General features: G+C 52.3%; 17 protein-coding genes and 1 tRNA gene. 10 read left to right on the forward strand and 8 right to left on the reverse strand.

Features of this window, described 5'->3' with window-relative positions:
* The first annotated feature begins 319 nt into the window (after positions 1–319).
* From C5Y83_RS28310 to C5Y83_RS28320, 3 genes are read left to right on the forward strand one after another with little or no spacing between them, the layout of a single operon-like run.
* Entirely contained in the window at positions 320–811 is a 492-nt protein-coding gene (locus C5Y83_RS28310; protein WP_105333186.1) for a DUF2924 domain-containing protein, read from the forward strand.
* A complete protein-coding gene (locus C5Y83_RS28315; protein ID WP_105333187.1) occupies positions 808–2,352 on the forward strand; it encodes a recombinase family protein in 1,545 nt (514 codons plus the stop codon). Before C5Y83_RS28310 ends, C5Y83_RS28315 begins: the two co-directional genes overlap by 4 nt.
* A complete protein-coding gene (locus tag C5Y83_RS28320) occupies positions 2,346–2,759 on the forward strand; it encodes a hypothetical protein (RefSeq protein WP_105333188.1) in 414 nt (137 codons plus the stop codon). The genes C5Y83_RS28315 and C5Y83_RS28320 overlap by 7 nt, the downstream gene beginning before the upstream one ends.
* 105 nt (positions 2,760–2,864) lie before the next feature.
* Here the strand turns inward: C5Y83_RS28320 and C5Y83_RS28325 are convergent, their stop codons facing one another.
* A complete protein-coding gene (locus C5Y83_RS28325) occupies positions 2,865–4,046 on the reverse strand; it encodes an EAL domain-containing protein (protein WP_158262574.1) in 1,182 nt (393 codons plus the stop codon).
* Between the two features lie 10 nt (positions 4,047–4,056).
* Positions 4,057–6,963, reverse strand: a complete 2,907-nt coding sequence (locus C5Y83_RS28330; RefSeq protein ID WP_105333190.1) for a protein kinase domain-containing protein — start codon at positions 6,961–6,963, stop codon at positions 4,057–4,059.
* Between the two features lie 448 nt (positions 6,964–7,411).
* Here C5Y83_RS28330 and C5Y83_RS28335 point away from each other — a divergent pair, with 448 nt between their 5' ends.
* Entirely contained in the window at positions 7,412–8,362 is a 951-nt protein-coding gene (locus C5Y83_RS28335) for a DUF6666 family protein (RefSeq protein ID WP_105333191.1), read from the forward strand.
* Positions 8,363–8,840: 478 nt separating this feature from the next.
* Here C5Y83_RS28335 and C5Y83_RS28340 read toward each other — a convergent pair.
* Positions 8,841–8,914 (reverse strand) — tRNA-Met (locus tag C5Y83_RS28340).
* 296 nt (positions 8,915–9,210) lie between these two features.
* Here C5Y83_RS28340 and C5Y83_RS28345 point away from each other — a divergent pair.
* Positions 9,211–11,358 (forward strand): prenyltransferase/squalene oxidase repeat-containing protein, encoded by a 2,148-nt coding sequence (locus tag C5Y83_RS28345; protein ID WP_105333192.1) that lies wholly within the window; start codon positions 9,211–9,213, stop codon positions 11,356–11,358.
* A 105-nt stretch (positions 11,359–11,463) separates the two neighbouring features.
* Here the strand turns inward: C5Y83_RS28345 and C5Y83_RS28350 are convergent, their stop codons facing one another.
* The 3 genes from C5Y83_RS28350 to C5Y83_RS28365 form a co-directional block, all read right to left on the reverse strand.
* Positions 11,464–11,652 (reverse strand): YqaE/Pmp3 family membrane protein, encoded by a 189-nt coding sequence (locus C5Y83_RS28350; protein WP_105333193.1) that lies wholly within the window; start codon positions 11,650–11,652, stop codon positions 11,464–11,466.
* A gap of 74 nt (positions 11,653–11,726) precedes the next feature.
* Positions 11,727–12,197, reverse strand: a complete 471-nt coding sequence (locus C5Y83_RS28355; protein ID WP_105333194.1) for a PA2169 family four-helix-bundle protein — start codon at positions 12,195–12,197, stop codon at positions 11,727–11,729.
* Between the two features lie 281 nt (positions 12,198–12,478).
* Positions 12,479–12,796, reverse strand: a complete 318-nt coding sequence (locus C5Y83_RS28365; RefSeq protein ID WP_105333196.1) for a hypothetical protein — start codon at positions 12,794–12,796, stop codon at positions 12,479–12,481.
* A gap of 724 nt (positions 12,797–13,520) precedes the next feature.
* Here C5Y83_RS28365 and C5Y83_RS28370 point away from each other — a divergent pair.
* The 3 genes from C5Y83_RS28370 (at position 13,521) to C5Y83_RS28380 (ending at position 18,091) form a co-directional block, all read left to right on the forward strand.
* Positions 13,521–16,790, forward strand: a complete 3,270-nt coding sequence (locus C5Y83_RS28370; protein ID WP_105333197.1) for a response regulator — start codon at positions 13,521–13,523, stop codon at positions 16,788–16,790.
* Positions 16,791–17,193: 403 nt separating this feature from the next.
* Positions 17,194–17,364, forward strand: a complete 171-nt coding sequence (locus C5Y83_RS28375) for a DUF1328 domain-containing protein (protein WP_105333198.1) — start codon at positions 17,194–17,196, stop codon at positions 17,362–17,364.
* Between the two features lie 196 nt (positions 17,365–17,560).
* Entirely contained in the window at positions 17,561–18,091 is a 531-nt protein-coding gene (locus C5Y83_RS28380) for a hypothetical protein (RefSeq protein ID WP_105333199.1), read from the forward strand.
* Here the strand turns inward: C5Y83_RS28380 and C5Y83_RS28385 are convergent.
* Complete coding sequence (locus C5Y83_RS28385) at positions 18,075–19,523, reverse strand: sigma-54-dependent transcriptional regulator (RefSeq protein ID WP_105333200.1); 1,449 nt, start codon at positions 19,521–19,523, stop codon at positions 18,075–18,077. The genes C5Y83_RS28380 and C5Y83_RS28385 overlap by 17 nt on opposite strands.
* A 394-nt stretch (positions 19,524–19,917) precedes the next feature.
* Between C5Y83_RS28385 and C5Y83_RS28390 the strand changes: the two genes are divergently transcribed.
* Positions 19,918–20,388, forward strand: a complete 471-nt coding sequence (locus C5Y83_RS28390) for a Dps family protein (RefSeq protein ID WP_105333201.1) — start codon at positions 19,918–19,920, stop codon at positions 20,386–20,388.
* Positions 20,389–20,610: 222 nt separating this feature from the next.
* Positions 20,611–23,121 carry a WD40 repeat domain-containing serine/threonine protein kinase gene (locus C5Y83_RS28395; protein WP_105333202.1) on the forward strand — a complete coding sequence of 837 codons (2,511 nt, stop codon included), beginning with the start codon at positions 20,611–20,613 and terminating at the stop codon, positions 23,119–23,121.
* A gap of 28 nt (positions 23,122–23,149) precedes the next feature.
* Here the strand turns inward: C5Y83_RS28395 and C5Y83_RS28400 are convergent, their stop codons facing one another.
* Positions 23,150–25,222 (reverse strand): vWA domain-containing protein, encoded by a 2,073-nt coding sequence (locus C5Y83_RS28400; RefSeq protein ID WP_158262575.1) that lies wholly within the window; start codon positions 25,220–25,222, stop codon positions 23,150–23,152.
* Between the last annotated feature and the right edge of the window lie 115 nt (positions 25,223–25,337).

Here is a 25,337-nt window from a genome sequence, read left to right on the forward strand (position 1 = left end):
TTCCGAGCGCACGGACTCGAAACGACGTATTGGAAATGCGAACCGGTTAACAGTCCGCACCTTGATGGATGAGGTAATAAGGAATGACGTACCGCTCGCATCGCGGATGGGATGAGGCTGATCCGCTCGACGAAGTGGCGACTATTTTGGCTCGCGGCGTACTACGCTATCAGCAAGCACGCCAATCGTGTTCAGCTCCCAGGACACGTCTGGTCAAGCCCCCAGAAAAAGTTTCCGACGACCGCTTGAGTTCCCCGCCAGAACCTTGCTCTCTGGACACACGTGTTAAATCCGCGTCTCTCAACCCAGGAGAAGATGAATGTCGTTAGACATCGACAAAGAGGTCACGGTCATGGAAGGGATGACCGTCAACGAACTTCGCGCGAAGTTTGCGGCAGTATTAGGCGAAGCGACCAATGGGCGAAATAAACGCTGGCTCATTCGAAGGATTGCATGGCGCCTACAAGCCAATGAATTCGGAGGGCTGTCGCAGCGTGCCAAGGATCGGGCGGCGGAACTGGTGAACGTCGCTGATGTGCGTGTAACACCGCCCAAGGATTCAAAGTTAAAAAGGCCTGCGGCGACCACCACTAAGACCAAAACGATCAAGTCACCGACCGATCCACGTTTACCACCAGCCGGCACCTCAATCATCCGTACCTACAAAGGCAAGTCCCTCGAGGTTCGCGTCTTAGACAATGGTTTGGAATACGACGGGACGCTTTACAAATCCCTCTCCGCTGTGGCCAAGGCAATCACTGGAAGCCACTGCAACGGCTATCGCTTCTTTCGCTTGGAGGACCAGGCATGAGCTCGAAGAAGAATAATACTGATTCCATTAGATGCGCCATATACACGCGCAAGTCGTCTGAAGAAGGACTCGACTCCGAATTCAATTCCTTAGATGCACAGCGCGAATCGGCTGAATCGTTTATAGCCAGTCAGATATCAGCCGGGTGGGTCTGTCTGCCGGAACAATACAACGATGGCGGGTTCTCAGGCGGCAACGTTGAACGCCCTGGCCTGAAGAAACTCCTAGCTGACATCGAGGCAGGTAAAATCGACTGCGTGATCGTCTACAAAGTTGATAGACTTTCACGCTCCCTCATGGACTTCGCGCGGATGATGGAGACGTTTGAACAACACGACATCTCTTTTGTTTCCGTCACACAGCAGTTCAATACCACGCACTCAATGGGCCGACTCACGCTCAACATACTTCTCAGCTTCGCCCAGTTCGAGCGAGAAATCATTGGCGAGCGCATTCGGGATAAGATCGCCGCACAGCGCCGTAAGGGGAAATGGGCTGGAGGCACGCCGGTACTCGGATACGACGTCGACCGTTCCGGCAGTAGTCCCAAACTTATTGTCAATCAATCGGAAGCCATCCAAGTCAGAAAGATCTACGAACTCTATCTCGAACTTGGCTCCCTGCTTCCGGTCGTCGACGAATTGAAAGCTCTCGGCCTACCCAACAAGACCTGGCACACGAGACGCGGCAAGCCCAAGGGTGGAAAGCCATTCGACAAATGCAGTCTTCACGCCCTGCTGACCAACCCGATCTACGTTGGCAAAGTAAAGCATAAGAACGACGTGTTCGAAGGTGAGCATGAACCGATCGTTGACGCGGATATTTTCGACGATGTGCAGACCCAATTGAAAGCGAATGGACGAACACCTACGGGGCAGGTCCGCAACAAGCACAATGCGTTAATACGAGGCCTTCTGTTCTGCAAACACTGCAACAGCGCAATGGTCCACACGTTCACCAACAAACGGAATCGGCGCTACCGGTACTATCGCTGTGCCCAACTGATCAAACAGGGGCGAACCTCTTGCCCTACCCCGTCTTTGCCCGCCACCGAGATCGAACGGGCCGTCATCGATGAGATTCGATTAATTGCTCAGGACCAGGATCTGCAGAAGGAAGTGTTCAACCAAGCCAAGTCGCTCCTGGAAGAAGACCGAGAAGGCATCACGCGGTCAATTGCAAATCTCTCGCGTCAGCTGAGCAAAGACCAGAATGAATTGCAGCGACTATCCGAAGCGCCAGACCCTTCGAATTCGATAGCAACGTGCATCGCGGGATTGCACGAGCGGATTCAACAGAACGAGACGGAGTTGAGTCGGCTCAAACGCAAAGTATCAGAGCAAATGGAACGGTCAATTGAAATGAACGAGGTCATCGCGGCATTTAATGACTTCGACCAACTTTGGGATACGCTTCGACCTCGCGAACAACAACGCGTCCTCGCCCTCCTCGTCAGCCGGATTGAATTCGATGCCTCCGACAATTCAATCTCGATCGACTTCCACGATCTAGCGACAAGCAAGGAACTTGCAACATGCTGACCGCCAAGCGAAAGCTCCACTTTAACACCGATAGCCGCGGGCGAAAGCGAATCGACCGGGAACCCAAACCGAAACCAGTCGTTCCCCAAGGTCGTGTTCCACGTGTCTCCAAGCTTTTGGCGCTGGCGATTCACTTCCAGCAGCTATTGGATGATCGTGTCGTGGCGGATCAGTCGGACCTGGCCTGGCTGTCGCAAGTAACGCAGCCGCGGATCACGCAGATCATGAATCTACTGATGTTGTCCCCGGAGATTCAGGAAGAGATTCTGCAATTGCCAAAGGTGGTAGAGGGTAAGGACCCGATTCATGAGAAGCTGCTTCGGCCGATTGCGGCTGAGGTTTGTTTTCGGAAGCAGTTTGAATTATGGCAGAAGAGTCACGGATTGCGTACTTCTGAAGAGCCCTAGCTCTGCTACCTAGGTGCCATAACCTGGAGTAAGATGTTCATTGATTCAGTCATGACATTGTTTCGCTTGGCATTCACATTTCATTCAGAAGCCGAGATTCACTCCTCAAACATCCTGATTCACAACCTCCGAGATCGGCTTCGGCTTTCCAAACGCATAGCCCTGGAACAGGTCGAATCCAATTTCCATGCAGCCCGCAACTTCCTCGGGCATTTCGACTCCTTCGGCAAGCGTGCGGATATTCAACTGCTTTGCCGACTCGTGCAACGTTGCCACCAATTTGAAATTGCGATCATCTTGCGCCAGTCCCTGAATCAGGGAGCGGTCGAATTTCAGAACGTCAGGCGAGACCTGGCATAGTTCCACCAACCGGGACTGCCCTGCCCCAAAGTCGTCGAACGCGAGTTGAATCCCCAAATCGCGGAGTGCCGCTGAAAATTCGCGTAGCAAGTTCAAATGTGTGATCGCCTTTTCGTGGATCTCGATGACGATTTGGCGATCGGGAGAATTTTCGCGCAGCCTTTGAATTGACTTGAGCAGGTCTGCATCCAGCGTTTCGTTGGGATGTGTGTTCAAGAACAGGATCCCATCGGCGTTCGCTTTGTCGATCGTTTCCAACGCCCTCAAACGACACACTTCACTTAACCTCTTCTCCACACCCAGCTTCTCGGCCTGATCGAACAACACCATGGGCGATTCGAGACCATCAACTGTGGCACGCACGAGTGCTTCGAAACCGATCGAATGCTGCGAACCAGCATCCACGATCGGTTGAAAACAGGTGGCCATACAGTTGCCGGCGATGACTTTATGCATGCTCGACAGTGCCCACCGATGCTCAGGACGGGTCTCCACGGCCGTTCGGTCAACGACAGCAGTTCTCGTCTTCACCAGTCGCAGTTCAACATCTGCAACCTGGACGAGATCTAGTTCATTGAGCGCAACGGTGTCCTGAATCCGATGACCATTCACGAAGGTCCCGTTGGTACTACCGAGATCCGTGAGCCGAAGCTGATCATTCACAAGTTCGATTTGTGCATGACGTTTCGAGACATTCGGTGAGCCTACAGGAAAATCCGTTTGTGGATCGCGGCCTATGGAGACCAGTCCGCTCCGAAGAGGCGTCTTCGCGATCGTGCTATGCCCAGGGAGACATCCCTCTAACGCCCATCCTTGCAGCGAATGGTTCGTTTCCACGTTGCCCAAAGCACCTTTGACAACAAGCTGCTGCGTGTCGAAACTTGGGTCTCGATTGACGAAATTGTGATCGACCGAAGGCGAATGCATTTTTGATTTCTCAGTTGGAAGTCGCTGAATCAATGTTCTGTTTGGTTGACACTTCATACACGGCTTCGCCCTGGCCGCCGCGTATCTTCCGCAATTGAAGCTGCGATTCTGCAAGTGTTTCCATGCAATTTTCGTCCTGGGCAATATCTTCAGAGACGACCCATGCGGATCCGGTGGCGGAATCCAACAAGCGGCCTAAGTAGGAAATCGATTTGCCGACATAGCTCACGCGACCATTAAAGCTGGTCGACATGGCCACGCCTCGGTGTACCGCGATTTGAATCTTGGCGTATTGATCGGAGGCATTTACGCCGAATTCACGATTAAGGTCGTTTGCTGCATGCATCGCGCCCGACACGGTATTGAAACGTGCGACGATTCGATCATCCGCTTCCTTAATCACTTCCCCGTCATAGCTTGAAAGGGTCGACCGAATCGCATCGAACACATGCTCGATTCGCTCGCACGTCACCAAGTCGCCCAGTGTTTCAAACATGTCGACGATGTTCGTTACCAGAACGGCCATTAAGGCACAGTTGGAAACGTTCGACAGTCGATCACGGCTGATGCTTTCGCCTGGGAACAGCTCGCGGAATCGCGGTAATTTCTGTGCCTCCGCCGCGGTAATGGCGTCGCGGCGTGAAGCGGAACGCTCTAATCGAATAATGAGACTCTCGGCGTGATGATTGGTCAACTGAAAGACCTGGCGGCCCGCGAACACTCGAATCGGGCGACGAAGCCGATCAGCGTGGTCTAAGTCGACCAGCGTTCGATTGGAACCCGCTGAGGGGTCTGCCACAATGTTGATCGTGTACGGCAGCTGCGAACTGCGAATGATGTACGAGCCCGGGGACAGATGGCAGTCAACTTCCAAGGTTTCTCCGGCTTCCATCCGAACCTGGGCAACCACATGCGGAGCGTGTTCCGGGCCACCAATGCAATAGGTCTTGAGGTCGGCTTCGCGTATCTCCGGGTGGACGCTAAACACCAATTCGACTGTCTTGCCCAGATCGACGTCAAAATCGTGTTCGCACGAATCGCAATGAGCGTGGCGTTCCATCTCCTTGATTGTGTCCTTTATGACCGAGGCGACTCGGCAGGTCGGGCACAGAATATCCCAATGCAATTCGAGCAAGCCGGCGCTGCAAGCAGCCAGGCACGTCGCGGCAAAGGCATTGACTTCCATATCGAGCTGCTCAGCGAGTCGTCTCGGGCGAATTCTCGCTAACTCCTGTGCTGGTGCCTCGATGATGTATTCGAGAAGCGTCTCCAGGCAGTTTATATCCACTTGTTCGGCGATGAGCTTGGTTCGCACCGCATCGAGACGTTTGCGGGAGTTCGTCGAAATACTATGCGGTGGCAAGTATGCGTCCTTGGCTTTTCCGCCCTGCAACCGCCCCATCACCATTTCGTTGATTCGTCGATAAACTTTGTCGAGTGGCTTTCGACCTTTGAAATTGACTTCGACGTAAGCCAATAGCCATCCCAGCCATCCGCGAGGCGCGATCTTAACATGGTGCGTTAGTCGACTGCCGCCCTGCGGGTTCGCTTTCAATTCGACATGGCTAATGAACCAGCGGAATGGACCATTCTCGAATTCCCTGAGAACGTTGAGGCGTCGGCCTTCGACCCATTCAAATGGGTGTTCTTTCCACGTCAGCGTGGTAAAGCCAAGTTTGAACGAGCCGAAGCGATGCTTTTGACCTTGCTCGTCGCGACGTGTCTCGTATTCAACAGGAGGTAGTCCGACCGACGCATTCACGCGCTCGGTATTGGAAACCAACGGCCATAAATCATCCGAACTTCCGTCGAGGTCCCAGTCCCATTTTGCTTCAAATAGCGATCCCTTGGTTGGCGGTAGAATTGGGTGAATCGCGTTCGGACTCACGCCTCCATTGAGAATTTGATCGATCTCTTCACGGAGATGCGTCGCGTCGACATAGCGGAGATCAGGTGTCTTCTGGAGCGTCTTGAGAACAATCTGACTTGTTCGATCACTAATCTCAGGATTGATCTTGGACAATTCCGGTGCTTCGTCAAAGCAATGCATCGAGATCAGCTTGATCTGATCGTCGGCAATGAACGGTGGTTTTCCCGTCAGTAACTCGAACAGGGTGATCCCAATTGAATAGACGTCGGCACTGGGTGATAATCTCCCCTGCTCCGTACATTGTTCCGGTGCCATGTAGTAAGGCGTACCGAGTATAGCCGCCGTCTGCGTTAACTGAAGGGAGGCTCCCTGATCTATGTGCCGAGCGAGCCCAAAATCAGTTACCTTGATCGATGGCAAGTTCCCATCGTTTATCGCAGACAAGACGGCTTGGGCAGAAGACTCATCACCCATCTTCAAAGCCGAGAGAAGAATGTTAGCCGGCTTCAAATCGCGATGAACAATTCCATTCTGATGCGCCGCTTCCACACCAAGGCAGACTTCACGAATAATTTGTAGCGCAAGCCTTTCCGGCAAACAACCATTCTTCTCAAGAACGAATTTTAAATCCGCACCTTCGACAAGTTCCATCACCAGAAAACTGGTTCGCCCTTGCTGGCCCACGTCGACCAGATTAGCGATGTTGGGATGACGGACTTCCGAAAGGAGTCGAATCTCTTTTTGAAATCGCCGAAGCGTCTCTTCGTCTGTGATTGTATCGACAGGCAGCGTCTTGATCGCGAACTGTTCGTTCGAATCTGCGTTCAGCCCGAGATAAACTGATCCCATCCCTCCCTGACCCAGTTTTCGTATCAGTCGATAGCGAGGCCCAAGGTCAGGCAGCAATTCCTCAGGTGACTCATCGAGGGAAGCGACACCAGACGTTGGGCTGGCGCAAAGTCTTTCCAGCCCAGTCGACCAGGACGGATCGGGGACGATTGCGTTGTCTGGGATGACTCCCGTTTTGTCGAGTGGATCGGCTGCCATAATTAAGATTGGCCGTTTTATACGAAGAACAGAGACGTTTCAGGGTGTACTTAGTCGCATGAACTATAGGTCACCTGTCACAATTCGCTCCTCGTTCCCGAACACATCCCGCACAGGCCTAGCTAGCAAGCAAATCTTGCCGCAGTTCGATAATAAATTGACCAGCATTTTCCACTTCTAACCCCCCACCCAAGGGGAAAGGCTTCTCTGGATCGGCCCTCTCTCCCTGTCGTTAGTGGGGCCAGATCGAATCGATCGTATCAGTTGAAGCACTTACACACTCTGTAGCGGAAAATCGGACGGTTCTCAGAGTTGATCGCTCGAACATCCGATGGCTTTTCTGGACGTGTTCGCAAGTCCGTCCGAAGGCGAGGTAAGTAACGTAGAGCTCACCTCAGCTTGCGCAAAACATACTTAACTATCGAATCAGCGATCGAAGCAGCTGCAAATGAAACCATCCATTCTGACAACGCTGTTTGCTGCTACTTTGCTCGCTATTCTGGCTCCACGGATTGGTTCAGGGCAGGAATGCACTGAAGGATGGCCTGGCGACTATCCGCCCATCTCGGAAAGCTGTGGCGCTTTCCAATCGACGAATCGTTGTTCGTGGTATGACGGCTTGGAACTCTTTGCTGGGCTAGACGGATCCAAGCAGCCGCAAGATTTTGGAGTGAATGCACAATTCGGTGGGCGTCTGCATGCCAACTGGGGAATCCCTTTGTGGGAAGACTCCGGGATTGGATTCCAAATTGGTACTGCGGTATCGCAGACGGATTATGCAGTGTCCGTTACCGAAGCGTTGGAAGGTTCCTCTAGTCGGACACAAAGCTTTATTACGGCGGGGATTTATCAACGAAGCCCGTCTGGCTGGAACTTGGGAGTGGTCTACGATCACCTCTACCAAGATCACTACGACATGGTAACGCTCGGTCAGATCCGAAGTGCTGTCAGTTACGAACTAGGCACAAGTGACGAACTGGGCGTGATCGGAATGCTGCCTGTCATGGGCTCTGATGCGTCTTGGGGAATGACGTCGGTCAACTTGCGTCCGCTAGGCCAAGGTCGTCTTTACTGGCGACACTGGTGGGAGTCCGGTGTTCAAACCACATTCTGGCTGGGAGCTTCGGAATCACACCATCAAAACAACGCGGCCCTCGGCAATAGCCCAAAGACTGGTACCGTCTTCGCCTACGGTGCAGACTTCCAGGCCCCTTTGAACAACTACCTCGCCCTATACGGCGAAGCCAACTTCATTACGCCTGCAGATACCGGCACCGTTGACGCCTATCTCGGCATTGCGTTCTACCCTGGCGGCGGCGCGTTCAAGTGGCAACGCCGCCAGTCAACCGCACTCTTACCAGTCGCCAGCAACCCCTCATTCTCTGTGGACCTCAGGTAGCAACTCGAAAGCTACCAATCGACAAAGCTTTAACGTGGCTCGCTTGGCCGTCGATCTGCGGGTCACTTGTTGATAGATGCCGATCGATCAACTCGCAACAGTCAAATGCCTTAATTTGAGCTCCAGAATTGAGGTCGTTAATACAGCTCCTCGCCGTTCGTTCCATAGAATCAAATGGCTTGAGTGAAAGGTCGCGCCCAGCTTCGCGTCTGCCCCGCTCTACCGAACCCAACGGCCTATTAACCCGGCGCTAGTGTCTCTGCTAAATCGGTGAGACAAAGGCCAAAAAGGGCCGTCGACGTCTCGCTTTGTTGTTGGCCGGGTTATGTCTCTCTTAGATTGAGAGAAGCGAGTAGAGAAAACGCGTCATCGCAACTCGTTGCGTGTTCATGGGATAAAACGAAGCACTTCTATTCCCCGTGAGATACGGCCACGAAAAAACCCTGGTTGAGCGTTATTTGCTAAACCAGGGTTTAAGTGGCGGGGGCCGGATTTGAACCGACGACCTCGAGGTTATGAGCCTCGCGAGCTACCTAGCTGCTCCACCCCGCGTCAATGAGTACAAACAAGTTTGCGACTCGTTTGCTGAGATGGTGAATTGTAGGTAATGGGCATTCATTGTCCAAGGGGGCCCCGAGCGATTTTTTTTCGTCTCAGCGTAAGTAATTTGCTATCACACGCTTTCACTCAGTGATTTCCGGCACAATCGTTAGAACCTGACGCGATTGATGTGTCATCTGCTGGCGAAAGGGATATCATTTCGTTGGCGATTGGGTATTCGGCACGTAGATTCTCCTAAGCGCTAATAATGCAAGGGATTGCGACTTTTTAAGGGAGCTCACGAGTTCGTGGCAGACGACGATCAACTTTCGCCGAAAGATTCGCAAGACGATGCGAAACGAGGTGGAGGCGACAAGCAGAAAGAGGACTCGAAAAAGAAAGCTCCTATTTCTTTTGGCGGGACATCCACGTCGCAAGACGCCTGGAATGTGGTTTCTTCCACACCAGCCGCGTCCGACGTTACGCCACCGCCGCACTCTAAGGCTCCGCTCACCAGCCAGGCAGGCAAGGCCCCCCTATCCGCCACAACACCCCCTGCCCCACCAAGCCAACAACCAGCAACGCATCAGCCAACCAAGTCCTCGGCTGAAAGCGAGAAGACGTCTCAAACGGATTCATCAAGAGCTGTCGAGAAATCTAAGGCGAAACAAACAGCCAAACCGCGACGGCCGGCGTCCAGAGCATCGTCAAATCCTAAGAAAGAAGTGCGGAAGAAACTCGAAGCGACACAGCCGGAAGCAAGCCCAACTCCCCCGACGACAACTCCGCCTGCTTCGAACGATAAGGCTTCCGCACTTTCGACGGCGTCCAAAAACCAGAAGCCGAAAGCCGATACCAAACCGAAACCGGAGTCGATCAGCGACAAGTCACAATCGCCTCAGAAATCCAAAAATGGATTGCCAATTCCCGCTAAGAAAAGCAAGCTTCCCGATTACGCACCGAAACGGGAAGAGTCTCCTGCGACAGCTAGCGACGCCGCCGGGCCTATGGTCGAAGTGGATCAAATTGATGTGCCGTGGCATCAGAAACTTCGCTTAGCCGCGCTCCACGATATGCCGGCCTGGCTTGTAAGCTTGATCGTGCACTTTGCCGTTTTGATTTTGTTCCTTTTGCTGACCGTGGTTGCCTACCAGCCAGAACGACAAGTCATTGAAGCAACCTATGCTGAGGACTTGGGCGAGCAGCTTGAATACAACATGCTTGTGCTCGATGCGGCAGAGTTCGAGATCGAAGCAAACTCTGGCTCGCTGGAAACCTTGACCGAAACTGCGGAGGTTCCCTTACCGAAAGCTTTGACCGAAATCGACCTGATGGGCACAGAGGCCGCTCGACTGGAAGAGAAAGAGATCCGGGGCACAGAGCTCGCAGCTCGCGGCGAGGGTGCAACCAAACGCGCTTTACTAAAGGCATATGGGGGTAGCGCGACCACGGAACAATCAGTTGCCGAGGCGCTCGCTTGGCTGAAACGGAATCAGTCACGCGATGGATCATGGAGCTTGATTGGTCCATACCCAGATGGTTCCAGCATCGAGAATAAGGTTTCCGCGACCGCCATGGCGTTGCTCGCATTTCAAGGTGCTGGGCACACCGATCGATCTGGCGATCATGCCCAGGTCGTCGCACGCGGCTGGCGATTCTTATTAGCGAGACTAAGTTCTGATGGCAGCTTCCTGGAACGGGATGACATGCCCAATCAACATCGTCCTTACACCCAAGCGCAAGCAACGATCGCGCTATGCGAACTCTACGCAATGACGGGCGATCCAGAACTGAAAGATCAGGCGCAAGCGGCTATCGATTATGCTGTTACCTGGCAAGCACCGGAGGGGGGGTGGCGATACACTCCGGGCGTTGAATCGGATCTCTCGGTAACGGGTTGGTTCTTAATGGCACTGCAAAGTGCCCGGATGGCGAACTTGGAGGTGCCGCCGCAAACGCTTCAAAACGTGGAGAAGTTTCTCGAAACCGTTTCCTCGTCACCGGAAGATGGGGCGACTTTCCTGTTAGGCAGCCGCTATCAATACCGTGATCAACGGGCTGAGCGTCCGACGCCCACGATGACTGCTGAAGCTCTATTGTGTCGTCAGTACCTCGGCTGGCAGCAGGACGATCCGCGTTTGACCGACGGAATGGAATACTTGCTCAAAAACCCGATCCAATGGAAGGAACCGAACGTCTATTACTGGTACTACGCCACACAGGCCGCTCACCATGTGGAAGGCGATACTTGGCGCAACTGGAATAAGAATTTGCGTCAGATCGTTCCGGAGAATCAAGTTCAATCTGGTCGCGAGAAGGGAAGCTGGGATCCGGCGTACGATGAATATGGCGTGAAGGCCGGCCGACTTTTCATGACCTGCTTATGCACTTACATGCTGGAAGTTTATTACCGGCATCTACCGATTTACAGCAAGCACAATTTCGTAAGTCCGTAACGCCTGAATTGCCCTCAAATGAGTGAGGGCGCAAAAAATACGCCCACATCGCGAAGGTTGGATCATCCGCAGATGTGAGCGTATCGGGCAGCTTGGTACTCAATCTTACTTACGCAAGATCACCCAGACAGCATGGATAATACCGGGGATGTATCCAAATAGCGTCAGCAGGATATTGAGCCAGAAATGGAGGCCCAAACCTACTTCAAAAAATACTCCGACTGGCGGCAAGATGATTGCCAGGAGGATACGGATAACATCAGCGGTGCCTTCGTTTTTCGTAACCGTGGTCATTGCATTAAATCCTTACGTGGAAGAAGTCATTAAGTTGATCGTCCAAAAATCCTATTCGCTAGAACGGTGCGTTCTTAGCTTGCCCGACGATGGGCGTCTCTAATCGCACGAACACGTTGATGAGCCGCACGTATACCGCCAAACTGGCGATGAAGAATATCGCTGACAGCGGAGCCTGGCTCGCGCGTCAGTATTTCCTCATATTTCTTTTGAATGCTCTCTTCAGCCGCTTCTGCTTCGTTCAGCATCGTCGTTGTACCCGCCCCGAGCGTAGAGCGAAGACTGATAAGGATGCGGTGTGCCGCACCAGCAAAACTACCGGTCTCTTCCGCTTTGGTCTCGTTGAAGTTCAACAACGATTCCAACTCGGCGACGTTCCGATTGCGTTCAGAAGCAAGCTCACGGAACATAATCGCGACCGAAGCATTGGCCGTACCATCCGCTAGTTCTTGAAATGTGTTCCGACTATCGACGTTGATATGGATTAGCTCTTGGACACTCGAGATAGTCTCCGGCGAGAGCTTCATTTTTGTTTCGAGAGACATGACCTTTTCCTCCTCCCAGGTTGACGACGTTCTTTCGCGATCGTGCGAAGCGCCTCGAGTTCAAACCCGAGTCGACTTAAAAGAGTTGCAAGCGGCATGCCAGTTGGGGAAAATCCACGATCAGACCATTGATTCACGAAAGAATTGGCCTCATAACGATCATCTCGGACGTTTGTTAGTCGTGCATAAATGGCAAGAAAATGAACAACCCCCGCATAGTGGCACGGGGGTTATTCGTCGCTGGAGATCGGTTCTGATTTGCTCGTAGCGAACCTCCCTAGTTATTTGGCGTCTGGATCAACCTCTGGCGAAGTTTGATCGTCAGTGGATTGTTCCAATTCGTCGGCCGATTGTTCCAAATCGTCCGTAGCTCGCTCTAGCGATTCCGCTGACTTATTGATGAATTCTTTGGTGGCATCGGCGGCCTTGTCGGTATCTTCCTTCACCTGCACCTTGTCGATTTCGATTGTGCTCTTGTCCGGGTTATCGCTAACACTCACCCACCCCATACCAAAACCGACGCCGATCATGACAACGAACAAAAGTGCCACGGTCGCGACCAGTCCAGCTAAAGTTCCACCAGTACGTGTAGTCTTCATTGGTTTTCTCCCAATCAGTGTGTTGCTGCGAAGGTCCCAGTCGATTGATGTCAGTTGCATTGACTGGGTCGTTGCACCTTGGAAGCAGGTCGCGTGCCAACTTTGCGGGAAAACGCGAAAAGCTTTTCCCCAATAGACTTAACGCCTATCAATCGGCGATGATGACACGATCGGAGATCAGTTTGGCCGAAAATCGATCAGCATTTGGAGGTCATTTCCGTGGATTGATCACGAGACGACCACGTATGCTGGTATCTTGCAGTCAGAGCGAGGATTTGAGGGCACCGGCATAAAAGTTGCTGTAATAGGAAGAATCCAGTAGCAAACTGTTATTTGCCACGAAATAACGACAAAACTGCGGGGCGGACGCAAGATTGCAAAACAAAGGTTTAAGGACTTCCAACGTTCATCCGCGACAAAGCGAACGCAGGAAATGTGATTGCGACTTCCGCATGCCTTAGGTGCATTGAGTTACACCAAGTTGACATCATTGATATCGAGGTGGTGCAAGCCATGCTGACGACAATTTAGGTTTGTCCTGATCAGCACGAGTGAAGGATTTCGATCGAACTAAGGATGTCCCGCTGTCGTGGTTTCCAAATTTATCGAAGATGGTAAGTTCGTATCTCAAATTGTAACAGTACAAAGCAATTCCACCGTTCGCATGTACTAGCCAGTCCGGACCGGATTCGTCCCGACTTAATCGATTAATACAGGCAGCTTAATGTCGTCAAAGCCTTCCTCTGGAAAACTTTGGGATGACCGTCTACGTGTCATTCTGAACGCCTCTCCGGACGCGATTATCGCCATCAACGATTATGGTGAGATTGTGGATTGGAATGAGAAGGCTAACGTCACCTTTCTCTGGCCAACGCAAGTTACCCGATTACGCTTATCAGACCTTTTCAAAACGGAAGACTTGCAGGAAATCGTCGCCAGCATCCGGAGTCTTACCGATAAAGACGCCAGCGACGAGCGAATTGAACTACTCGCTCGTCGCGCTGACGGGAATTTGATTCCGGTTGAGTTGTCATTCGGCCGGGTCGTCATTGCCGACGAGACCTACTTTACAGCCTTTGTCCGTGATATCACCGAGTGGCGTCAGGAAGAGGAGATTCATAGCAAGAAGCTTCTTGAAGCTGAGCTTCTTAGCCAGGCAACATCGCAGGCGGCCACGGCAGGATCGTTTGCCGAGTCGCTTCAACGACTGCTCGACATCATCTGCACGCAAATTGATTGGCCGATTGGCCACGTTTGGATGCCGTATGATAGCGGTCTGATGCTCGCGTCGTCGCACATTTGGCATCAGGACGAGGGGCTCGACGTCACCGACTTTATCGAAAAGACACAGCTTACGCATTTCCGATTTGGCGAAGGGATGCCAGGTGCAATTTGGAAACGGCGCGAGCCAGTCTGGTTTGGCGAAGCGGAAGTCAACCAGATGATCCGGATGCGGTCGTATAGCGGCTCACCCATTCGATCTGCATTTGGATTTCCAGTTATTGCAGACGGCGACGTCGTGACGATTTTGGAGTTCTTTCACACGGAAAAAGTCCAGGAAGACCAAGCACTACTTGATATCGTGCGCCGCGTCGGCGAGCAGATTGGTAAAGTCGCTCAGTCGCGACGATTTGAGCAACAACGAGCCCGACTCGCAGCGATCGTCGATTCGTCGTACGACGCCATCATCGGTATGTCTCTCGACGGACGGATCACTAGCTGGAATTACGGAGCGGAATTAGTCTACGGGTTTTCCGCCGAAGAGGCTGTCGGCGAAACGATTAACTTCATTTTGCCCGAACAACAGAAAGTTGAAGAAGACGAGCTTCAAACGGCTCGCGTTATGGGACGCCGCGTCGATTCTTTTGAGACTGTTCGCTCTCGAAAGGATGGCAAGCAAATTCACGTCAGTGTGACCCTCTCCCCCGTAATCGATTCATCCGGTCAATTGGTTGGATCGTCCAGCATCGAACGCGATATTACGGAACGTCGTCGGGCGGACGAGGAATTGCAGAGAGCTCGTGACTCCGCGATTCGAGCCAGCCGCGCACGTGCCGAGTTCTTGGCCAACGTCAGCCACGAATTACGAACGCCTATGAATGCCATCATTGGTATGACCTCGATGGCATTGGACGAAGAGATCTCGCCAACACTGCGAGATTACTTGACCACCGCCAAAGATTCGGCACTGTCGTTGCTCACCTTGCTCAACGACATCCTCGACTTCTCCAAGCTAGAATCTGGTAAGTTTTCGATCGTCAAAGAGCCCTTCAACTTGGCGGATGTTGTCGAGGATTCGATTAAGGCTCTTTCTAATCAGGCATTTGCCAAAGGCCTGGAACTAGTTTGTAAAGTCCCGCGTGACCTCCCACGCGAAGTGATTGGTGACGGCATCCGCCTCCGTCAAATTCTCACGAACCTGGTTGGTAATGCCATTAAGTTTACCGACACAGGCGAAGTTGTGGTTGCTGTTGAGGTGGTTCGTATCTGGCCGAATGAAGCTCGCTTTCGCTTTTCGGTGAAAGATACCGGGATCGGGATTCCTGTCGAAGAGCAGCAACGGATTCTAGAACCATTCACGCAGGTCGATTCTTCGTCTACGCGTATCCATGGTGGTACTGGGCTAGGACTGGCGATCAGTTCGGAGCTCTTGCGAATTATGGGTGGTCGACTGACGCTGCAGAGCACAGTGGGCAAAGGCAGCCTGTTTTCCTTTCGTCTGTCGTTCGATTTGCCGTCGCGGCAGAATCTGGACACGCTCGACTCCCTCCCATTCGATAAACTGCGTGATCTACCGGTGTTGATCGTTGACGACAACGCGACCAATCGCAAGATCATCGCGGAAACGTTGACCACTTGGGGAATGAAGCCAATCACCGCCAACGACGCGGAACAGGCACTTGGGATCTTACGCCAGAATATGGAACTGGGCATGAAGTTCCCCTTGGTGATCGTTGACGCCTTGATGCCAGGTATGGACGGGTATGAGCTATCACGCCAAGTGCGTTCACTTAGTCCAGAAAATGAATCGCCAGTTCTATTGATGGTTTCATCAGCAGATCGGAGAGAATTTCAAGAGAACGAAGAAACCAGTCCAATCTCGGCTTACATTCAGAAGCCTGTCACGCAAACCGAATTGATCCGTGCGATCCTGCGAGCGATGCGTTTGAGCACTGGACCTGCCTCTGCCCCGGTCGATAGCATTACGAACAACCAGCCGTTAGCATCGCTTTCGGTTTTGGTGGCGGAAGATACGCCCGCCAATCAAAAAGTGGTCACCACGATGCTCAAGAAACGCGGGCATTCGGTTACCGTCGCTCAGAATGGTCGTGAAGCAGTCGAGCTGTTCAAGAAGCAGAAGTTTGATGTTGTCCTAATGGACGTTCAAATGCCGATACTCGACGGCTTTCAAGCTACTTCCGTAATACGGGCCTTGGAGCGAAACTCGGAATACACGACACCCATTATTGCCATGACCGCTCACGCGATGCGAGGTGATCGTGAGAAATGCCTGGAAGCAGGGATGGACGCTTACGTTGCGAAGCCGCTCGACGTGAAGCAGCTACTTGGCTTGTTAGAAAGCGTTGCCGAAGACCATGCTCCGACCACGAACGGTTCGGAAGCATCTGCCGACGATCAACTTTTCCGGCCAGAATCGACACCGATCATCGATTACGCCGGGGCGATGCAGCGTTTGGGTAACGATGCGGAACTTTTCTGTGATTTCATTAGCTACTACGACGAAGACTCGAAAGTCCTACTCGCAGAAATCGAAGACGCTATTACCAACAGTCGTACGGGTGACCTGCATCGCGCCGCTCATAGCTTAAAAGGTCTTGCGGCGAATCTTGGTGCACAGCGTGTGGTGAATACGTCGTACAATCTTGAACTGTTGGGTAAGAACGGCAGCCTCGGTGATGCTGCCAAAGAACTTGAGAAGCTTCGACGCGAAATGCAGGAACTGAACACGGCTCTCAGTAACTACCGCGCTTAATCGCTCTTGGTAGAGGTTCATGTGTTTGATCTCTCACCTCTTTCTCTAGGCAAAGGCCAAATCGCATTCATCAGGCGATATGTTTTCGGTTACATCAACGGAAAACGATACGCACATTGCGTCTCTTTCACGCCCTACCGCGGTTCCCAGTGCTTTTTGACCAGTTCTAGCTTGCTGCCAACCATCTTGGTCTACGTCTGACCACATTCCATCGATCGAAACTTCCGGAACCCCTTAAAACTAGGCGTTTTCCACGGTGAAGCCCAACGTTTCAAGAATCTATTCTCTTTTGGCACGCCGTCTGCTTTCTATTCATTCAGTCGAACGACGGAGACGACGAACAGCTCTGTCAAAGAATGAACAATCGACCATTTTCAATGACTTTCCATAAAGGAACTTTATCATGTTGAGCTGGGCACTGACATTTCTGGTTATCGCACTAATCGCTGCTGCTCTTGGTTTTGGTGGACTCGCCGGTGCGGCAACGGGTATTGCAAAGATCTTGTTCTTCGTCTTCATCGTTCTATTTGTGATCGGCCTGATCGCAGGTGGTATTCGCCGACCAGCGGCCTAGCCTCTGGCCATTAAGGATTATGCCAACATGATGGCAAGTTGCTTAATGGATGAAGCTTGAACCAATAAAGTAAGGAGGGCTGATTTAAGGCCCTCCTTCTTTTTTGGATTGAGATTTGATCGATTACCCGATCAACCAAATCACGGAATTTGATCTATTACTTTTACCCCAACGATAGCAAGGCGAAGGTTTTGAGATGGATGCATGTCAAACGCCTGGGTCTAATCACCAAATGATCTTGGCGGAGATCATTGAGGGGCTCCGCGAATACCAACAGATCTTGGTCGATTCAGCCGGGAAAATAGCAGACGGCGATACTGCCATGAACTTGTATGAAGTCGCCAATCAGCACGCTGAACTCGAAGTTCAATTACGCAAACTCGCGAAATCAGATATTAGCGAACAAACTCCTCTGGCCACACCGTTTCTCAATCAGATTCGTGCCCTTGGACAACGGCTCCGAAAGTTCGGCGATCCAGCTCACTCCCGATACGTGATGTGCGAAATCATTCAAACAGAAGAACGAATGATTCGTCGTTTTCGGGCATTGATCGATCAGGTTGAAGATGTTGCTTGGCGGCGACGCCTTACCACGTACCTATTTCGCATGTTAGAAGTGCGTGAAAGCATGGGCCGCCTTCGAAATCGCCAAACTCAATCGTTCAAGTTAGGACGAGTTCAAACGTTCGGCACTTCAAGAACTGGCGATGCTATTCGTCGGAACTAATCACATGATCAATTGAGATGTTTAGCGAGCGAATCTTGTTACGCAAACTTCCTCGCGTGATCCCCAGCTTTTCGGCCGCTTTCGATTGATTGCCTTCAGTGGCCGTCAGCACGCGTGTGATAAGTTGCCGCTCCATCCACTCCAATGCCTCTGCGTACATCTCGGTCGAGCTGGCAGCTTCTAATTCACCTAAAAACTGCTGGAAGTCTTCACCTGGCGTTCCAACTGGCCGATTATCGACCGGAATCGGTGATGCTTCTCCGTTGCCATGCAATTCTGTGGGAAAGAACTCTGGAACAAGCACAGGGCCAACTGCCATCAGCATCGCTTTACGGAGGATAGCCTGCAGTTCGCGAATATTTCCTGGCCAAGGGTAGGACAACAGCATCTGTACCGCTTCGTCCGAGATGCCCGAGATATGCTTTTTCAACGATTTATTGAAACGCGCCAGGAAATGCTCTAGCAGCAATTGGACATCCGCACCACGTTCTCGCAGAGGCGGAAGGTTAATTTGGAACGTATTCAATCGATGGTAAAGGTCTAAGCGGAATTCACCATCCTCGATCATTTGCTCTAAGTCGCGATTGGTAGCCGAGATGATCCGGACATCGGTCTCGATGGTTTCAGTACCGCCAACCCGCTCAAACTTTTGCTCCTGCAAAAGCCGTAGAACCTTACTCTGAGTCGAAGGTGACATATCCCCGATTTCATCGAGGAAGATTGTGCCGCCATTGCACTGTTCGAATTTACCGATGTGTCGTCGATCGGCCCCGGTGAACGCCCCTTTTTCATGTCCAAACAGCTCGCTTTCGAGCAAGGTGTCGGATAAGGCAGCGCAGTTAATCGCCATAAAGCACTCATTGCGGCGACTGCTGTGGTGGTAGATTGCGCGAGCAATAAGCTCTTTACCCGTACCACTTTCTCCGAGGATCAGGACGGCGACGTCCTGGGGAGCCACCCGCCCAATCTTTTTGTAGACGTCCAGCATCCCCTGGCTGCGGCCAACCAGCAAATCGCCTTGTTCGTTCGAGGAAGTGGCTTCCTGCATATGAACGGGCGACTGCATCAAGCGACGCGTGTCAAACGCTCGCTCAACTAGGTCTTGGACTTCTTGCTTATTGAGGGGTTTCAGCAAATAGTCATAGGCACCGCGCGACATCGCCTGAATTGCCGTATCACTGTCATTCATCGCGGTGATGAAGATAATGGGCAACTTTGGATCTAAATGGCGAATCTGAGTGGCCAATTCCAGACCGTTCGCTTCGCGAAGCATAATGTCCAGAAGTAGGGCATCGGGAGATTCGGTGCGGATGAGATTCAAACCGTCTTCTGCGACGCCGCAACATATGGTTGTGACACCAGTCTCTTCGAAGGTCTTTTCCACCAAACGGTGAACGGTTCGATCGTCATCGATGACTAACAATTTTGGCATAAACGCCTCCTGGCCAGGGATTTGCTAAATTGTAAATGATCTCGCGAGAATCGGAAATGGCCGATTCGTCCCTCGCACTGTAAAACTCCTAAACTGGTTTTCTTCACCTCATACTACGGTGTTATTAAAGGTGTGGTTTTCCCCTAACCGTCCTCGTTAACGCCAAGCTGGTTGAACCGAAACCAGCCGACTGTCGTCCTGGCCTCTGCCTCCGAACAAATACAGAAGCGACTCTCTCGGGAATTGCCGCGGGCTGCCGTAGATATCGCGGTATCGGCCGCAGTTTTGCGTCTTCCTGGCACACGATTTTCACTATTGGGCGATGTCTTTCGATACCAACATCGTCGATGGACTCACCGTTCCCGTGTCAACAACCAGGAGATTTATCGTGACTATGAAATTTAAGCGACACGTCTTGCCCGAAGATAAAGCGAAGCCAACTTCCGACGAACTTCAGAAGAATCTGATCGCTTTAATCGACCTTTCGCTAACCCTCAAACAAGCTCACTGGAACGTCGTTGGAAAGAACTTTCGCTCGATCCACTTACAGCTCGACGAGATTATCTTGACTACCCGCGATGCATCCGATGAAGTCGCGGAACGAATCGTGATGATCGGATTTTCACCGGATGGCCGTTCAGCAACGGTCGCAAAGGAAACACCGCTTAAGTCGTACGACACCGGTTTCGTCGGCGTCGACGGCACCATTCAAGCGGTTGCCGACGCCCTGCAAACGACGATCGGCGAGCTTCGTGGAGGTATCGAGAAACTGGACGACCTAGATCTCGTGAGTCAGGACATGCTGATTGCCATTTCTAGCGCCCTAGAAAAGCACCTCTGGATGATTCAAGCTCAGGAATTGTAAGCATCAGCTGGTCTGCCTCCGAGCACGTCGACGTTGCGTTTTCTCCCTAGCGCGACGTCGACGTGCTTTTGTCATTCTTGGGCATCTCTGCCCGCTGCGATGGACTTGGTTCCAAATTTCTCTTTAATTCCGCTTGCTTCCTAGTAAGGATTGGGTCGAAACTTCAACGTATGCTAGAAGATACGTGGTTCCACTCATGTACCCCCATCCAGGAAGCTGGGAATGTTTAGTCAGGGAGAACGACCGATCCCCGGTTATCGGCTGGAAAGATTCCTAGGTCGCGGCCAATTCGGTGAAGTTTGGGCAGCCGACGGACCTGGCGGAACTCTCGTCGCTTTGAAATTCATCGCCCTGCAGCAGAAGACCGGCATCCGCGAGCTAAAATCGATACAAGCGGTAAAACGGATCAAACACGCAAACTTGTGCTCAGTGAACGCGATGTGGTTGCTGGGGCAAGACGGAGGGGTTCTCGACGATCACGAAATCGACCTCTTGATTCGCAATCAATCTCGCGAAGCCCCCTCCCAGACGCTCGCCATCGAGGCTACGCAAGTCATGCAGAACCCACAATACCTTGTGGTCAGCATGTCTCTCGCCGAAGGGAGCCTTGAAGAGCGGCTTAAAAGCCAAGGGGAAGGTGGCATCCCGCGCGAGCAATTGATCGATTACATGTTGCAAGCTGCTCGGGGCATCGACTATCTAAATTCGCCTGTGCACAATGTCGGTGGCGAAATGGTCGGCATCCAGCACCGCGACATCAAGCCTGCTAATCTGCTGTTCGCCGGCGATTCTGTGCTGGTCGGCGACTTCGGCGTCGCGGCCGCTTTCGGAGAATACGATACCGAAGCGACCAGTGTCGTGGGCAGCTTGTGTTACATGTCGCCGGAATCGATCAAACGGATGCCATCGCATAGCTCCGATCAATATGCCCTGGCAATTACCTATTACCAACTGAGAACTGGTACGCTTCCCTTCGAGCCGACCGTATCATTCGCCGAGTTAGTCGATATCCACGTTCGCGGCAAACTCCGTTTCCCACTCGTCACCGATCACGAAAGAGAAGTACTCGCGCGAGCAACTTCGACCGATCCTAAACAACGTTATGCGACCTGCGTCGAGTTCGCCAAAGCAATCGCCGCTCCGTCTGAGCCCGTCCAGCCGAAAAGTAGACCCCTTCCCTGGCCTGCTCTGTTGGGTGGCAGTGTCGTCGTTCTCTTGCTGGTCGCTGCAATCGTGTGGGGAATCTTCAGCAATAATGGCAGCGAGCCAGGGAACAACGATCCTCAACCGCAGCCTCACGCGATTGTCTTTGAGCCAGAACAGACTAACTACACCCTTTCGATCGTCCCTACATCACCACGAGATGATCTCGACTCCGATGGTCAATCGGTTGCCGATATCAATCTCTTGCCGACTGACAAAGTACGTATCAAAGCAACTTCCACCAATGTCTTATATCAGCCGCTCGATCAAGAGTTCACCTACGATCAACTCGTGAGAGATGACTGGAAAGTCGCGTTGAAACCGATCGATGCGGCAGCCATGTTGGAGAAAGTGACCGAACTGGCGACCGGAGGGAATTGGGAAGAAGCCCAGAAGCTGTTTTCCACGGCAGCATCGATTTATCCTGAACTGAAGGATAAGCCAACTCCCGAGACTATCGAACTGCAGGGTGATCCTGATGCCATCACGCACTCACCACGAGATAATCGTATTGCCACAGCCCTCAGTGGCGATGCAACGAGCGTCCTTGGACTACTGGAACTAGCCGAACCCAAATCGGAGGCGACGCACGTCACCATTTCCACGTTACCAAATCAGATCCACCTTCCGGATCAGATTCCGTGGGCCGTTTTAATGCAAGACAGCGTAGCGGAGGTGATTTCGCTGGACAAATCGGGCAAGCCATACGAGATCGATCTTGGTCTGCCAAAAGTCGTCGCGTATCGCCAGATTACCTGCTCCACTCTTTCACCTGACGGTAAATCGATTTTGGTTGGTCAGGACCACCAATCGGTTACGCTGCTCACGATTACGACAGGCGACAAGCCGGTGACGAAGTTGTCGATGTCTTCCTTCGCGACGCGAGTCGATGCCGTGGCCTTTGACCCGAGCAGCAAATACTGCTTTGCAATGGGGCAATCAGGGGACGGCGGACGATGGCCAGCCAATGATGTGAGTGAGGCGTCGGCAACCGATTTTAAGATCGCGGATTTCGACGAAGAGATCATTTCGATCCTTCCCCTCTCAGAAAGCGTCTTGTATGTGTTTACCGACAGCCAGGTAATACGTCTGCAGATTCCAACCGATGGTGGTATCGCCAAGTCGAGCAAGGTCGAGTCACTTAGCTCGCCTCTGTTGACCGCTCGTTTATCGGATGATGGAAAGTTTCTCGCTTACACGACGGAAAATCCCGCCCGACCACTTTCGATCATTGAACCCAAAACAGGAACGCTTTCTTCACTTCAACCGCCCGATATCACGGGCGTTGTCGAAGACTTTGATATCTCGTCCGATAGCCGTTGGCTAGTTTATGTCAACGAGGATGGCGGTCTCTTTGTCATCGACCTGACGAAACAGCCGTTCGTTCCCCAGGGGATCTTGCCTTCCCAAGGGGAGCGAATCAAATTTGTGCGGCTCTCAATCAACGACGCCGATGTTGTGACCTTATCGGAAGATGGAACGACTACTTGGTGGAACTTCGTCCAGTTGGTGCTAGCCGCTGGGCAATAGCGCAGATTACTGTCGCACTGGTGATCGACTAGTTGGCAGTCAGCAGTAGCTCGCCTTCTTTCGGGAAATAAGGCGTCCCCGTTTGGCCGTTATCGTCGTTCCAACGCATGTATTTATGAATCACTCGAGCCTCTTCTGACTCGGGCCAAAACGCTAGGATGTCGATCAGTTGTTTTCGAGCTGCCGCAGGGCTCGGCTTGAAATCTTTGCTTGACGCCGCGCCCCAATCACCACACTCGATACCTGCCAGCATCCAATGCGCCCGAAGCGCCATTTTTAGCAGCGAAGCTTCACTGAACTCAGTGATCGATTGATACCGACGGACCGCGGCGGCGTAGTCTTTACGAACCAGTAACGAGTAATCCGCTTCGATCTCGGCCTGAAGCAATCGATCGTTCAGCTCGCGACGGCCATCAAACGCTTTTGTCAGATAGCCAATCGCATACTGCATATTTTCCTTCGCGGAATTCGTTTCACCGATCTCTTCCTGCGTCTTCGCCATGTTGTAATGGGCACTGGCCAGCAATGTATACGTAAAGGACGTTGCCTCGGGATCTTTCGCCAAAGGATTGAGCAGCTGAAAAGCGGTCTGCAGATCGTCTACCCGAATCGATGGTTCTACTGAAATATCGAGCGACTTTTCGATCATATCCATTGCAGAAATCAGACTCGCCTTTTGTTGAGCATCGAGCTTTCCTAAAGCACCTGGCCAAAACTGACGAAGATCGCTTGCTTGTTCGCTGTTGACCGCCTTAACCAGCAAGCCCATCGGGCCAGCCGCCGCTCGTGTTTCGCTGATCGCTTTCATGTAAGAAGCCATCAGCACGTCTTGGGTTCCACTCGCAGCGACCGCAGCGACGGGCGTGTCCGACTTCGGAGTATATAGCTTCGACTGCACGTCGAACGAATCGCGAATCACGCGCAAATCGCCGATGATCAGCACATCGGCCCGCAGCCGTAGACACAGTGCTTGTGGCCACTGCGATTGATCGACCGGCCCCGATTTCAGACGCAGAAACTCGGACTCGATATCCCGACTTGAGACTGTTTTGATCCCCGGCAAACGCCCGAGTGAATATCGCAACTGTGTCGCGAACTGGACGCCTGGCTCTTCATGATAGAAGGTCATCGCATCCCATGGCACATGGGGCATCACGGCAACTCGAAGCGACTTCATATCGCCAAATTTATCTTGGGCACTTTTTCGGACATTCTCGATATCTTTCTCCGTGATTTCCCCCACAAACGCGAAATCTGCTCGAGGGCGTTTCGCCGCACTGGCCACTTTTTCCTTGATCTGGGAGAACGACAAATCGAGCATCAGTCCGCCGGTCCGAGACGTCAGTTGCCCCATGAAGTCACGTAGTTTATCTACGGACGCTTCAAACGCTTCCTTCTCGTCAGCGCGGCTTTCACAAAGTAGTCCGTGAATTGAGATACCTCGCTGATTCGCTAGATTGACCAACGCGTCGGTTTCGTACCAACGCTTCGATTGTGTCGTCGGTTCGTTAAACGAAGAATCGTAAGGTGGGGCGTCGGTGATTAGCATCAGCCAACGGGTCATTTTCTCGTCTTTCGACCAAGGGAGTTCTTGAATGGTCTTAAAGACCGCCAAGTCGACTGCTTCCGGGAAATAGGGTCGACCCGATTGTGGCTGAAGATTCTCGACTAGTGTTTTGAATTTCGCGTCATCCGATACAAAGCCATCCTTCACCCCAACCAATGGCTTTTGACCTTGCCCGCTGTCGGCATAGGCAATCACGGCAACTTCCACCTTACCGTTGGTTGCGCGTTTCAAGTCGGCAACCACTTGGGGGATCTTTTCTTTAATCCCAGCTAATTGTCCGGTCATGCTCTCCGTGGTATCGACCACGAATGCGATTTGCATTCCGGGGCTTTCTGGTCGGATGGCGTCTAAGAAGCTTCCTTGAAAAATCCCCATACTCTTGGCATCAGGCGCGGTTCGCACATTGAATATCGAGTCGAGCGCCGCCGCGGCTCCAGTTTGGGCAAAAATTTGGGACGCGCCGCACAAAACCCCGATAATGGCCAATAGAGCCAATTTACCAGCGGAAAAACGAACGCATCGAAACCAAGCCATGACAAACACCTTGCTCAATCGCCGCCAGAAAAGAGTCAAAAATTCACTGGCCAAAAATTCGTTGGTCATTGTAAACTTCATCCCAGCGACTGGGGAACGTCTATTCCGAAAGAGC

The sequence above is a fragment of the Blastopirellula marina genome, from assembly GCF_002967765.1.
Taxonomy (GTDB): Bacteria; Planctomycetota; Planctomycetia; order Pirellulales; family Pirellulaceae; genus Bremerella; species Bremerella marina_A.

What these genes read in the sequence shown, in the direction of transcription:
- C5Y83_RS28310 (WP_105333186.1), top strand. Translation starts at nt 320, where the DNA reads ATGTCGTTAGACATCGACAAAGAGGTCACGGTCATGGAAGGGATGACC.
- C5Y83_RS28350 (WP_105333193.1), bottom strand. Translation starts at nt 11,652, where the DNA reads ATGACCACGGTTACGAAAAACGAAGGCACCGCTGATGTTATCCGTATC.
- C5Y83_RS28355 (WP_105333194.1), bottom strand. Translation starts at nt 12,197, where the DNA reads ATGTCTCTCGAAACAAAAATGAAGCTCTCGCCGGAGACTATCTCGAGT.
- C5Y83_RS28400 (WP_158262575.1), bottom strand. Translation starts at nt 25,222, where the DNA reads ATGGCTTGGTTTCGATGCGTTCGTTTTTCCGCTGGTAAATTGGCTCTA.
- C5Y83_RS28390 (WP_105333201.1), top strand. Translation starts at nt 19,918, where the DNA reads ATGAAATTTAAGCGACACGTCTTGCCCGAAGATAAAGCGAAGCCAACT.
- C5Y83_RS28325 (WP_158262574.1), bottom strand. Translation starts at nt 4,046, where the DNA reads ATGCATTCGCCTTCGGTCGATCACAATTTCGTCAATCGAGACCCAAGT.
- C5Y83_RS28380 (WP_105333199.1), top strand. Translation starts at nt 17,561, where the DNA reads ATGGATGCATGTCAAACGCCTGGGTCTAATCACCAAATGATCTTGGCG.
- C5Y83_RS28375 (WP_105333198.1), top strand. Translation starts at nt 17,194, where the DNA reads ATGTTGAGCTGGGCACTGACATTTCTGGTTATCGCACTAATCGCTGCT.
- C5Y83_RS28335 (WP_105333191.1), top strand. Translation starts at nt 7,412, where the DNA reads ATGAAACCATCCATTCTGACAACGCTGTTTGCTGCTACTTTGCTCGCT.
- C5Y83_RS28385 (WP_105333200.1), bottom strand. Translation starts at nt 19,523, where the DNA reads ATGCCAAAATTGTTAGTCATCGATGACGATCGAACCGTTCACCGTTTG.
- C5Y83_RS28365 (WP_105333196.1), bottom strand. Translation starts at nt 12,796, where the DNA reads ATGAAGACTACACGTACTGGTGGAACTTTAGCTGGACTGGTCGCGACC.
- C5Y83_RS28320 (WP_105333188.1), top strand. Translation starts at nt 2,346, where the DNA reads ATGCTGACCGCCAAGCGAAAGCTCCACTTTAACACCGATAGCCGCGGG.
- C5Y83_RS28330 (WP_105333190.1), bottom strand. Translation starts at nt 6,963, where the DNA reads ATGGCAGCCGATCCACTCGACAAAACGGGAGTCATCCCAGACAACGCA.
- C5Y83_RS28315 (WP_105333187.1), top strand. Translation starts at nt 808, where the DNA reads ATGAGCTCGAAGAAGAATAATACTGATTCCATTAGATGCGCCATATAC.
- C5Y83_RS28395 (WP_105333202.1), top strand. Translation starts at nt 20,611, where the DNA reads ATGTTTAGTCAGGGAGAACGACCGATCCCCGGTTATCGGCTGGAAAGA.
- C5Y83_RS28370 (WP_105333197.1), top strand. Translation starts at nt 13,521, where the DNA reads ATGTCGTCAAAGCCTTCCTCTGGAAAACTTTGGGATGACCGTCTACGT.